This window comes from Streptomyces sp. NPDC058001 (assembly GCF_042886315.1).
Taxonomy (GTDB): domain Bacteria; phylum Actinomycetota; class Actinomycetes; order Streptomycetales; family Streptomycetaceae; genus Streptomyces.
Genome location: NZ_JBHVQT010000002.1, coordinates 652318 through 664147 on the forward strand (window position 1 = coordinate 652318; position 11830 = coordinate 664147).

An 11830-nucleotide genomic window follows, 5' to 3' on the forward strand; every position below is an offset into this window, starting at 1 on the left:
CCTTGGGACATTTTCTGAGGGGGACCAACTCCCGTACGCCGCTTGGGACAAGGGGACGGGAGTCGTCGCGGTAACGGTATGCATCCCGTCGCTCGCGCACCGTAAGCATCGTGCTTCACGCGGGACGCATGCAATCTCCCGAGCGACGATCACCTGTTCCAGGGAACAACTGCGCCCGTGTTCGGGTGTTCTGTTCGGACGCCCCGGCGTCCGGGGGGCATAGGGCCGCCCCTTCAGCTCCCCGGCACGATGCCGCGTACGACGCCCAGGTCCACCAAGTCCTGGGGGCGCGGGCGGAGTTGGTCGGCGGTGCGGCGGACATCCTCTGACGGGCGCTTGAGGATCGCCGCCGCCGGTTCGGGCGCGATCACGGAGAAGTAACTGTCCGGTGTGGCCCAGGTGTTGCCGGGCGCGGCCAGCGCGAGAGCGCCGCCCGAGCCGCCCTCGCCGATGACCAACGTGGTCACAGGCACCGGGCACTCGGCCACCGCCGCGAACAGATCGGCGATCGCGGCGCCCGCACCGGAGCGTTCCGCCGCCGCGTCGTTGGCGGCGCCCGGGGTGTCCACCAGCGTCAGGACCGGCAGGTTCAGCCGCCCCGCGAGCCGGATCAGGCGGGCGGCCGTCCGGTATCCGGCGGGCCGGGTCGCCGTACCGCACTGGGCGGCGAACGCGACCGTCCGCCCGTCGTGCGTACCGAACCCGCACAGCATCCCGTCGTCCGTCCCGCCCGCCCGGTCCCCGCTCACCGTCACGCGCCGTGTGAAGTAGGCGTCGAGATAGGCGGTGGCGCGCGGACGTTCGGCGGCGCGGGCCCGTACGACGGCGTCCCAGCCGGTGCCGGGAAGGTCGGTACGGCCGAGGGCGTGCGGGGGAGGGGCGGGGAGCCCAACGCCCCCTTCTCCAGGGGCGGTCGTGCCGGATTCGGCCACCCCTACGCCGTCCGTGAGCAGCGCGAGCCAGTCGGCCAGTGTCTCCCGGAGGTCCGGCTCCGGGACCACCGCGTCGATCGCGCCCACCGCGAACTGGGCCTCGGCCGTGTACGCCGACGGGTCCGCGTCGGGCGGCCGGACCCGGGAGCCCGCGAAGCCGATCTGCGCCGACGGCAGTGCGAGGATCACGTCCGCGCCCGCGCCGAGCGTCGCCCAGCCGCCGCCCGTCACCGGATCCCGTACCACCGCGAGCTGCGGCAGCCCCGCGGCCCGGGTGAGCGCCGACTCGCGGGCGACCCGCTGAAGTTGGGTCAGCGCGCGCATGCCCTCCTGCATCCGGCTGCCGCCCGTCGCGACCAGCGCCACCACCGGCAGCCGCCGCTCCCGGGCATACGCGTGCGCGGCCTCAAGACGGTCACCGGTCCGCTCCCCGAGCGAACCACCGAGGAAACCGAACTCGAAGGAGATCAGCACGGCCCGCGTCCCGCCGAGCACCGCCGTCCCGCACACCACCGACTCGCTCTCACCGGTACGGGCCGTGGCACGGGCACGCGCGTCGTCGTACCCCTCCCAGGACAGCGGCCCGTCGGGCGCGTACGTGCCGTCGGGCACCGGCAGTTCGTGGAAGCCGCCCGGGTCGGCGACGAGGGCGACGGCGGCGCGCGCGGAGACCCTGCGGGACACGGCGTCAGTCACCGAGGGCCCGCTTCATGATCTTGCCCATGTCGTTGCGGGGCAGCGCCGCCAGATAGTGCACGACCCGGGGCCGCTTGTGCGGGGCGAGCCGGTCGGCGACATAGGCGGCCAACTCGGCGAGGGACGGCGGCGCTTCGGGGTCTGCGGGCACCACCCAGGCCACGATCCGTTCGCCGAGGTCGGCGTCCGGTTCCCCGGTCACGGCCGCCTCACGGACGCCCGGGTGCTCCAGAAGCGTGTTCTCGATCTCCCCGGCGCCGATCTTGTAACCACCGCTCTTGATCAGGTCGGTGGCCTTACGGCCCACGATCCGGACATAGCCGTCGGCGTCGAGCACGGCCATGTCGCCGGTGCGGAACCAGCCGCCGTCGAACGCTGCCGCCGTCGCGTCAGGGCGGTTCAGATACTCCGTGAACAGATTCGGGCCGCGCACCTGGATCTCGCCGACCGCCTCGGGGCCGTGCTCGGTGATCTCGGCGCCGGACTCGTCGACCAGTCGCAGGTCGACGCCCGGCAGCGGTACGCCGACCGTCCCGGGCCGTGGTTCACCGTCCGCGCGCACACTCGTGTTCATCAGGGTCTCCGTCATGCCGTACCGCTCCAGGACCGGGCGCCCGGTCGCGGTCGTGATGCGCGCGTGGTCGTGCAGCGGAAGCGCGGCCGACCCGGACACCAGCAGCCGCGCCCCTGACAGCGCCTTCACCAGCGTCGGATGGCTGGGCAGCGCCTCCGCGACGCGGTGATACATCGTCGGCACCCCGAACAGCATCGTCGCGCCCGACGTCAACTCCCTTGCCACGCCGTCCGTGTCGAACCGGCCCAGATGCCGTACGGAGCCACCGCGCCGCAGCGGACCCAGGATGCCGAGGATCAGCCCGTGCACATGGAAGAGGGGGAGCCCGTGCACGAGGACGTCGTCGCCGGTCCACTGCCAGGCGTCCGCGACCGCGTCGAGCGTCGCGGCGACCGCGCGGCGCGGGATGACGGCGCCCTTGGGGGGTCCGGTGGTGCCGGAGGTGTAGACGACGAGGGCGGGCGCGGAGTCGTCGTCGGGCTCACCCGCGAACCGCTCGGCCGGCCGGCCGGTGACATCGACATCGGCCTCAGCGTTTACATCGGCCTCGGCGTCTACCTCGACCTCTACGTCCAGCCGCTCCAACCCGGCCAGGGCGTCCGGGAGTTCGACCCCCGGTGCCACCAGGATCCGGTCGGGGGCGCTGTCGGACACGATGTGCGCGAGTTCGCCGCCGCCGGACTTGGGGTTCAGCGGCACTACGGGCACTCCGGCGAGCAGACCGCCGACCACGGCGACGGCGGTCTCCAGCGAGGGTGTGGCCCAGACGGCGACCCGTCCCCGACCGGCACCGGCGAGCTGCGCGGTGACCCGTCCGGCGGCGACACCGAGCCCTCCGTAGTCGAGGGCCCGCTCACCGAACCGCAGTGCGGGCCGCGCGGGGTCCGTGGAGCCGCCGACCAGAGCGGGAAAGAGAGAAGACACGTGTCGTACTCCTGTCTCGGGGGACACCCGGTTCTCAGGGATGTCACTGGGGCCGCTTCCTGTCCGCGGTACGGACCCGGGTGCCTTCACACCGTAGGCGTCACGACATCCGCCACCGCGCAGCTCACATTGTCCGGGGCACCCGCCCTGTGGGCCTCCTCGATCAGGGAACGGACCGCCGTGTCCGGGTCGGGGGCCGTCGTGAGGACGCGGCGCAGCCCGTCCGGTGGGACGACCGTGGACAGGCCGTCCGAGCAGAGGAGATAACGGTCCCCCGGACGGGCCTCGTGCAGCCGCAGGTCAGGGGTGGCCCCGGTGGCGCCGCTGGTCAGGGCCCTGAGGAGCAGGGTGCGCTGCGGGTGCGACGCGGCCTCGTCCGGGGTCAGCCGGCCCTCGTCGATCAGTGACTGGACGAGGGTGTGGTCGTCGGTGATCCGGAACAGTTGCCCGTCGCGCAGGACATGGGCGCGGGTGTCCCCGATGTGGACGAGGGCGATGCGGGAGCCGGCCCACAGCAGGGCGGTGAGGGTGGTGCCGCTTTCCGGGTCGCTTTCCGTGTCGCTCTCCGTGTCGCTCGGTCGGTGCGCTGTGTCACGGACCGCCCGTACCGCCGCGTCGACCGCGTCCTGAAGGGCGTTGAGGATGTGCCCGGCCGCGAAGGGGCCTGTTCCCGTGCCGGTCTGGGTGCCGGTGCCGGTGTCGGCGCCTGTGCCGGGCTCGGAATCCGGGGACCGCTCCAGGGACCGGAGCGCTTCGACCGCCGCCGCGCTCGCCGGTGCCCCGTCCGGTCCGAAGCCGTCCGCGACGGCGAGTATCCGGGCGCCCGCGTATGCCGTGTCCTGGTTGCTCGCGCGGATCAGGCCCCGGTCGGACAGGGCCGCGTACCGCAGTTCCAGTGCTGGGGACGTCATGTCGGTGTCCTCTCTCGACAACGTGTCGACCAGGAAGGCCGCCAGATCGCGGCGGGCCGAGGTCTCCGCCTCCACCCGCGCCCAGTACGCCCGCACCGCGCCCGCCGCCGCCGGACCGTCCAGCGCGCACACCTCGCGGATGCCGGTCAGCGGCATGCCCAGGCGGCGCAGCCACGCCACCAGGCGCGCCCGCTCCACCTGCTCGGGCGTGTAGTAGCGGTAGCCGGAGTCCGGGTCGACACGGGCGGGACGCAGCAGGCCGAGGTCGTCGTAGAGGCGCAGCGCCTTCGGGGACAGCCGGGTCGCCTTCGCGAATACCCCGATCGTCAGCCATCGCGCGCCGCCCGTCCCCGCCACCCGGAACCTCCCGTGCCGCCCGCCGTACCGTGCCGTCCGCTGTGACGTGCCGTCCGCCGTACCGTGCCGTGCTTCCCCGTCGTACCGGGCGGGTGCCCGGCCCCACCGATGCTGAGGGTTCACCGAAGGTCAAGGTCAAGCGTGGCTCCGGGGGCGCGCGGGTTGTTAGCCTGCGCCCCGTACACCCGCCCGTACCCCGCGTACGCCCCCGACCCGAGGAGTCCCCGTGGCACCCGCCCCCCGCCGGATCGCCCTGGCCACCTGCCGGCCGCATCCGGAGATCAGCGCGGACCGGGAGCTGCCGGTCCTGGCGGCTGCCGTGGACGCGGCGGGTGCCGACAGCGCGATCGTGTACTGGGACGATCCCGAGGTCGACTGGGCCGGATTCGATCTCGTGGTCATCCGCTCCACCTGGGACTACGTCCTGCACGCCGCCGAGTTCGTGGCGTGGGCCGAGCGGTGCGGTGCGCTCACCCGGCTCGCCAACCCGGCGCCCGTCGTGCGCTGGAACACCGACAAGCGCTACCTCGGCGACCTGGCCGCCCGGGGCATCCCCATGGTGCCGACCCGCTATCTCCCGCCCGGCGCCTCCGTGGACCTCCCCGAGGCGGACGCCGGCGGCGAGTACGTGATCAAGCCGACCACCGGGGCCGGTGCCCGGTTCGCCGCACGGTACGGACCCGGCGACGAGGCCACCGCGCGGCGGCACATCGAGCGGATGCACGCCGAAGGGCTCACCGCGATGGCGCAGCCGTACATGCGGGGCATCGACACCACCGGCGAGCGGGCCTTGCTGTTCTTCGGCGGACGCTTCCTGCACGCGATACGCAAGGGTGCCGTGCTGGCCCCCGGCACCGCCTACGACGAGCGCAAGGTCGCCCACCCCGGCGTCCGCGTCTGGGACCCGACGGAGGCCGAACTCGCCGTCGCCGCGAACGCGTTGGCCGCCGTACCCGGTACGCCCGATACCTCCGGTGCGCCCGCCCCCGAGCTGCTGTACGCGCGCGTGGACCTGGTCGACGGCGACGACGGCACCCCGCGCGTCATGGAACTCGAACTCGTGGAGCCGAATCTCTTCCTGGACCTGCACCCGGGCTCCCCGTCGACCGTGGCGGACGCGATCCTGCGGGCGGCCGGCCGCTGAAGGGCGTCAGGGTGACGCGTCCGGTTCGGGGGCCGGACCGTCGTCCACGGCGACCCGCTGGAGCAGCCCCCAGGTGAACTCGGCCGCGCACCGCCGCCGTACCCCCGCCTCGTCCAGGGCCGTGAACGCGAGGCCCCAGCGGGTGGGCGCCGAGCCCTCCAACGGGCGGGCCGGGGCGAAGGCGCGGGCCAGCTCGTCCACGGTGCACGACCAGGGCGCCAGGTCGGCCAGGGTGCGTGGGGCGGGCGCGGGCGCGCCGGGCGCGCGGACCAGCCACTCGTTCCACACGGCACGGTTCGGACCGAGCAGCACCTCGAACCGTAGGTCGGGCCAGAGCGGTACGGGCCACAGCAGCGCCTCGCAGTCGAGGTCCCCGATTCGTCGGGCGGCGGTCGACTCGGGCGGCCCGAGGACCGAGCGGTACCGGGACGCGGAGCCACGGGCGCGCGGTGAGCGGACCATGGCCTGCCAACGGCGGTTGGCCTCGCGCATGTCGGCGACGGAGACACCGAGCGTGTGCCGGGCGCTCTCGACCAGTTCCGGGTTGTGATCGGCCATCCGGCGCAGCAGCACCAGTTGGAAGTCCAGGGGGGTGAAGGGGCGGCGGGGCGGTTCGGGTGCGGGACGGGGCATGGGGTCCATCGTCGCGTACGGGACGCCCGTGTCGCCGTGAGACGTGTCGCCGTGAGCCACATACGGACCACCCGTCACAGGGGTGGCAACAGACCCATCAGCCGCTCGTGCTCCGCCTCCGTCACCGGTACGCCCGATGAGGGAAGCAACTGCGGTACGCCGTCGAGCACCGGGTACCGGCGCCGCAGCCGAGGGTTGTACAGCGACACGTCCGGGACCGCCGGATCGGTGGCGTCGTCGCCCGGTACCAGCAGGTGCAGCGGCCCCTTGTCGAGCGGGCACACGAGGATGTCCAGCAGCGGATCGTCGGGATTCACCCGAGGTCAGCTCCTTCACACCGGTACGGGGGTCGGTGCCCGGTGGTCATCGGCTGTCTCCCTCGCGCCCCCGCGACCGCCGCAGCGAACTGAGCCCGAACGACGGCTTTCGCGGGGTCCCCGTCAACCCGGACGGCGCGGGCACCCGGTGCGTGGACCCGGGCGCACGGGCGGAGACGGTGGGGCCGGAGGCGATGGGTTCGGGGGTGGCGGGTTCGGGAGTGGTGGGTTCGGCGGTGGGCGGGGTGACGGGGTCGGGCGGCTCGGTTCTCGTCGGCGTCGGGGTGGGTCTCGCGACGGTGGGGCGCGCGGAACTCGGTCCCGCGTCGGCCCGGGGCGCGGCTTCGAACGACGGTGCGGCATAAGGAGGTTGGGTGCGCGATGGTTCGAGGCGCGATGGTTGCGAGCGTGACCGTTGGGTGCGTGACGGTGGGGTGCGTGATGGTTGGGTGCGCGGCGCCGACCCGGGATCGCCGCCCGGAGGCGTACCGGATACGCCGGAGCCCGAAGCCCCCGAAGCCCCCGAAGCCCCCGAAGCCCCTTCGGCCCCCTCGTTCACCTTGCCCGCCCCGGCCTCCCCGGCACTGTCGCCCGCCCCGGCCCCCTCGGCGCTGTCGCCCCCGGCCGGCACCACCCGCTCCCGCCCCCAGGACGCCCCACCCCGCCCCACCACCAGCAGCGCCGCGAACAGCGCGATCAGTGTGAGGAGTTGGGACACCGGACCGAACTCGAACCCGCCCAGCGAGGGTGAACTCCCCGCCGCCATCGCCCCCGCGAACCCCGCCGATGCCATCGCCACGAACGCGATCGGTACGAGCAGCGCGCGCCGCCACCCGGCGAGCAGCGCCAGCACCGGGATCAGCAGGGCCAGACGCCCCGCGAGTACGCCTGCGACCAGCGTCAGCGCCACGACTCCCAGGACCGGTCCGAGCGTCGAGGGTATTCGCGTGCCTCTGTCCGGTATTTCCGGGCGGCGCAGGAACAGCACCAGGCCCACGAGTCCCGCGACGGCGACCCCGCCGACGATCAGCCAGCCGTGCTGCCCGGTGTCGTACCGCCAGGCGGTCAGCTCGTGTCCGTTCAAGGTGACCTTCCAGCCGTCGTCGGCGGTCGCGGTGCAACGTCGGGACGGAGGAGCCCGTACGGTCCCCTATCGCGTATGTCGCGTGCAGGGTACCGCCGACCGCGAGCCGCCGACCCACCCCGCACCGGACAGCCCAACCACCCCGTGCGCCCCACCCGTTGAACGCGGAGTCGTCCGGGCCCGTATGAAAGGGCGGCCCGGGTCTCCCGAAGCGGGCCATCCACGGACGAAGGGCAGGCCCCATGGGAGGTCACGGCATGGGCGGCGGCGCCGGCGGCGGCAATGTCACGGCACTGTTCCGTACCACCGGCGCGCACACCCCGTCGTACTTCGCGCTGGAACGGGCGGGTGACGGGAGCCGGGGCCCCATCGACTTCTGTATCCCGTGCAACCCGTACTTCCCGACGCCCGCCATGTTCGAGTCCCTGGCCGGACGGCTGCGGGACATCCTCACGTACTACCCGAGCGACGCCGACACGGTGACCGCCGAACTCTGCGCGGTCCTCGGGCTGAACCGGCAGACCGTCGCCATGGGCAACGGCTCCACCGAACTCATCACCTGGATCGACCACTTGCTGGTCCGTGACTCGCTCGCCGTGCCGGTGCCCACCTTCGGCCGGTGGACCGATCAGCCGATGGAGACCGGCAAGCGCGTCGACATGTTCCCGCTGCCCGAGGCCGACGGATTCGCCCTCGACCCGCACGCGTTCGTCTCGTTCATCCGCGCCCGTGGCTCCCGTACCGCCGTCATCTGCAACCCCAACAACCCGGACGGCGGGCTGCTGCCGCGGCGTTCGGTGCTCGCGCTACTCGACGCGCTCACCGATCTGGACCTGGTCGTGGTCGACGAGTCCTTCCTGGAGTTCGCCGACGCGGAGGCCGACGCGAGCGTCGCCGACGAGGCCGTCCTGCGGCCCAATGTGATCGTGCTGCGCAGCCTCGGCAAGAACTTCGGGCTGCACGGTGTCCGCTTCGGCTATCTCGTTGCCAATCCGGCGGTCGCCGGGAAGGTCAGGACCGCGCTGCCCAAGTGGAACCTCAACTCCTTCGCGGAGACCGTGGTGTTCATGCTCCGTGAGCACGCCCACGAGTATCTGGAGAGCCTGCACATCGTCCGCCGTGACCGTCTGGAGATGACCCGCACGCTCTCCGCCCTGCCCGGTCTGACCGTCTATCCCTCGCAGGGAAACTTCCTCTTCGTCCGGCTCCCCGTCGGCGCCGACGGCGTCACCGTACGGGACCGGCTCCTCGACGAGCACGGCATTCTGGTCCGCGAATGCGGCAACAAGATCGGTAGTTCCAGCCGCTTCCTGCGGCTCGTGGTGCGCCCCCAGCCGGATGTCCTGCGCCTGGTGAACGGCCTGGGCCAGGTGCTCCACGGACCCAGGAGGGAAGCCGCCGGGCCCGAACCGTACTTGCGGTACGGCTCGGGCCCGGTGGCGGATCACGCCTCGGCGCCGGCGGCGATACAGCACTCCGGGTACGGCCCCGGAGAACACTCCGGATACGGCCCCGGAGGTAACCCCGGGTACGGGCCCGGACCGACCGCCCGCCCGGCAGCCGCGTACACCCCCGGCCTGACCGCCGGATTCCACTCCGGCGCGACGGCGGCGTACAGCTCCGGTACGGCGGCCGTGGACCGGCTCGTCCGTCAGGTGTGAGCCGGGCCGGGCGCCGCGCATGAGCGACGTAAGGGATCAATTGTCCGCCGTCGCACCCGCGCCGCGCCGAAATGGCCACTCCCACACAGAACTTTCACAGCTCCGGGTTTATCTGTGACCGGCGTCGCGCCTAGCCTGCCAGCCTCATGGACTACTGCCACCCGTGCCGCAGGCACCTCAACGGCGCCCTCGCCTGCCCTGGGTGCGGAACCCCCGCGAACGCCCGCCCGGAACGTGAGCGCGGGCGCCGCGCATCCCAACGTGCCCGCGACGGGGGCGAGTTCGGGCACCCGGAAGACGCGGCCGACGAGTCCGATGACGCGGACGATACGGATGACAGGGGCGACGCGGACGATACGGACGACCGCGATGGTTCCGGCGCATCCGACGCTTCCGACGGGCCGAGTTCTACGCGCAGAGAACGCCGTGAGCGCAAGTCACGGGCCGGTCGCCGGGCGGCGCATCGCCGTAAGCGGCGCAGGGTCATCTTCGTGACGACGGGCATCATGCTCGCGGCGGGCGGACTGAGCCTCGCGGAACTCGGCATTGACGCACCGTTCCAACTCCCCACCGCGGCGGCGCCGGACGGGGGAGCGAAGGACGAGATCACCCCGTCGCCCACGGGCAGCACGGAAGCGGAACGAGCGGGCGCGGGCTCGTCGTCGCCCCCGGCACCTTCCGGTACGTCGTCCTCCGCGTCACCGTCGAAGTCGGCGAAGGGCGACAAGAAGGACAAGGAATCCCCGTCGGAGTCCCCATCGGCTGACGGCGAAACCCCCTCCGACACCTCGACCCCACCCTCGTCGGACCCCACCCCACCCCCGTCGAACGACACCCCACCCCCCGCCTCGGACCCCACCCCACCCGCACCGGACCCGACCCCCACCCAAACCTGCGACCGATTCCTGTGGTGGTGCACGTAGCGCGATGCTCCGCGCCGGGTCACCCGCGAGTCGGCTTCAGCGAGTTGGCTTGAACAAGTCAGCTTCAGCAAGTTGGCTTCAGCCGGGCCCGGTGCCCAACATCCGTACCAGCAGATCCCGCAGTACCAGCCTCTCCCCGGGCGACAACCCGCCGAGCGGCTCCCGCGCGAAGTCGAGCGACTCCCGCAACGCGCGGGCGAGCCGCACCCCCTCCTCGGTGGGCGCCGCGAGCTTCACCCGCCGATCCCCCGGATCGGGCCGCCGCTCCACCAGCCCCCGGCTCTCCAGCCGATCCACGATCCCGGTGATATTGGACGGCTCGCACTTCAGCGTCTGCGCGATCCGCCGCATGGGCAACGGTTCGAGTGACAACAATCCCAGCACCCGCGCCTGCACCCCGGTCAGCGCATGCCGTGCGGCAGCCCGCTCGTACTCGTCGTGGTACCGCGCCACCACTGTGCCGATGAGGTCGACCACCTCAAGGGTGAGCGGGTCTGTGCGTGACGTCCGTGTGGCCATGCCGAGCAGGCTACTCCTTTGCTTGACAACATGAAATATTCAGGCGCATGGTTGTTTCATATAGTGAAGCATTAGGTGAAGCATCAGGAGAAGGAAGAACCCCCATGTCCGCCACCCCCCGAACCCCCGCGATTCCGCCCACCGCACGGGCCTGGCATCTGATCAGCCGCCCGCACGGCTGGCCCGTACCGTCCGACTTCGCCCTCCGCGAGGTCGAGGTGCCGCAGCCGGGCCCCGGCCAGGTCCTGGTCCGGAATCTGTATGTCTCCGTCGACCCCTATATGCGGGGCCGCATGAGCGCGGCGAAGTCGTATGCCGCGCCGTATGAGCTGGGGGAGCCGATGCAGGGCGGCGCGGTCGGCCGTGTCGTGGCGTCGAACGACGAGGGTGTCGAGGTGGGCGACCACGTCCTGCACTTCCTCGGCTGGCGCGAGTACGCCCTGGTCGACGCCAAGGCGGCGGTCAAGGTCGACCCCGACCTCGCCCCGCTGAGCACGTACCTCGGTGTCCTCGGCATGACCGGTCTGACCGCGTACGTGGGTCTGCTGCGGATCGCCGAGTTCCAGGAGGGCGAGACGGTCTTCGTGTCCGGCGCGGCCGGCGCGGTCGGCGGGCAGGTCGGGCAGATCGCCCGGCTGAAGGGCGCGGCGCGGGTCATCGGCTCGGCGGGCTCGGACGAGAAGGTCAAGCTGCTCATCGAGGAGTACGGGTTCGACGCGGCGTTCAACTACAAGAACGGCTCCGTCCACGAGCAGCTCAAGGCGGCGGCGCCCGACGGCATCGACGTCTACTTCGACAATGTCGGCGGTGACCAACTGGAGGCCGCGATCGGGCAGCTCAACCAGGGCGGCCGGATCGCTGTCTGCGGAATGATCTCGATCTACAACAGCACGGAGCCGGTGCCCGGTCCCCGCAACCTCTCCCGCCTCATCCAGACCCGTGGCCGCATCGAGGGCTTCCTCGTCAGCGACCACTACGACCTTCAGCCGCAGTTCGTCCAGGAGGTCGGTGCCTGGGTCGCCTCCGGTGCGCTCAAGTACCGCGAGACGGTGGTCCAGGGCATCGAGAACACCCTGGAGGCATTCCTCGGCGTCCTGCGCGGCGACAACACGGGCAAGATGATCGTCGCGCTCGGCGACTAGCTGGTGCTTGGTG

11 protein-coding genes are annotated in these 11830 nt (G+C 72.2%); 4 read left to right on the plus strand and 7 right to left on the minus strand.

The window, feature by feature from the left end:
• Positions 1 to 233: 233 nt before the first annotated feature.
• The 3 genes from ACFVT5_RS06315 to ACFVT5_RS06325 all read right to left on the minus strand — a co-directional run bounded on the left by ACFVT5_RS06315 (position 234) and on the right by ACFVT5_RS06325 (position 4394).
• Positions 234 to 1616, minus strand: coding sequence for a carboxyl transferase domain-containing protein (locus ACFVT5_RS06315; RefSeq protein ID WP_389882126.1), 1383 nt, complete (start codon positions 1614 to 1616; stop codon positions 234 to 236).
• A gap of 4 nt (positions 1617 to 1620) precedes the next feature.
• Positions 1621 to 3126 (minus strand): acyl-CoA synthetase, encoded by a 1506-nt coding sequence (locus ACFVT5_RS06320; protein ID WP_389881946.1) that lies wholly within the window; start codon positions 3124 to 3126, stop codon positions 1621 to 1623.
• 86 nt (positions 3127 to 3212) lie between these two features.
• Entirely contained in the window at positions 3213 to 4394 is a 1182-nt protein-coding gene (locus ACFVT5_RS06325; protein ID WP_389882128.1) for a MerR family transcriptional regulator, read from the minus strand.
• A gap of 226 nt (positions 4395 to 4620) precedes the next feature.
• Here ACFVT5_RS06325 and ACFVT5_RS06330 point away from each other — a divergent pair, with 226 nt between their 5' ends.
• Positions 4621 to 5538 carry a RimK family alpha-L-glutamate ligase gene (locus tag ACFVT5_RS06330; protein ID WP_389881948.1) on the plus strand — a complete coding sequence of 306 codons (918 nt, stop codon included), beginning with the start codon at positions 4621 to 4623 and terminating at the stop codon, positions 5536 to 5538.
• Positions 5539 to 5544: 6 nt separating this feature from the next.
• On the opposite strand, the gene ACFVT5_RS06335 is transcribed toward ACFVT5_RS06330, so the two are convergent.
• The 3 genes from ACFVT5_RS06335 to ACFVT5_RS06345 all read right to left on the minus strand — a co-directional run bounded on the left by ACFVT5_RS06335 (position 5545) and on the right by ACFVT5_RS06345 (position 7572).
• Complete coding sequence (locus ACFVT5_RS06335) at positions 5545 to 6171, minus strand: hypothetical protein (protein WP_389881949.1); 627 nt, start codon at positions 6169 to 6171, stop codon at positions 5545 to 5547.
• 74 nt (positions 6172 to 6245) lie between these two features.
• Positions 6246 to 6488, minus strand: coding sequence for a Trm112 family protein (locus ACFVT5_RS06340; protein ID WP_389881950.1), 243 nt, complete (start codon positions 6486 to 6488; stop codon positions 6246 to 6248).
• A 46-nt stretch (positions 6489 to 6534) separates the two neighbouring features.
• Complete coding sequence (locus ACFVT5_RS06345; RefSeq protein WP_389881952.1) at positions 6535 to 7572, minus strand: hypothetical protein; 1038 nt, start codon at positions 7570 to 7572, stop codon at positions 6535 to 6537.
• A gap of 242 nt (positions 7573 to 7814) precedes the next feature.
• Between ACFVT5_RS06345 and ACFVT5_RS06350 the strand changes: the two genes are divergently transcribed.
• Positions 7815 to 9233, plus strand: coding sequence for a pyridoxal phosphate-dependent aminotransferase (locus ACFVT5_RS06350; RefSeq protein ID WP_389881954.1), 1419 nt, complete (start codon positions 7815 to 7817; stop codon positions 9231 to 9233).
• 491 nt (positions 9234 to 9724) lie between these two features.
• On the plus strand, positions 9725 to 10156 hold the full coding sequence (locus ACFVT5_RS06355; RefSeq protein WP_389881956.1) for a hypothetical protein: 432 nt from the start codon (positions 9725 to 9727) through the stop codon (positions 10154 to 10156).
• A 78-nt stretch (positions 10157 to 10234) separates the two neighbouring features.
• Here the strand turns inward: ACFVT5_RS06355 and ACFVT5_RS06360 are convergent, their stop codons facing one another.
• A complete protein-coding gene (locus tag ACFVT5_RS06360) occupies positions 10235 to 10675 on the minus strand; it encodes a MarR family winged helix-turn-helix transcriptional regulator (protein ID WP_389881958.1) in 441 nt (146 codons plus the stop codon).
• Between the two features lie 104 nt (positions 10676 to 10779).
• Here ACFVT5_RS06360 and ACFVT5_RS06365 point away from each other — a divergent pair, with 104 nt between their 5' ends.
• Entirely contained in the window at positions 10780 to 11817 is a 1038-nt protein-coding gene (locus ACFVT5_RS06365) for an NADP-dependent oxidoreductase (protein ID WP_389881959.1), read from the plus strand.
• Positions 11818 to 11830: the final 13 nt, after the last annotated feature.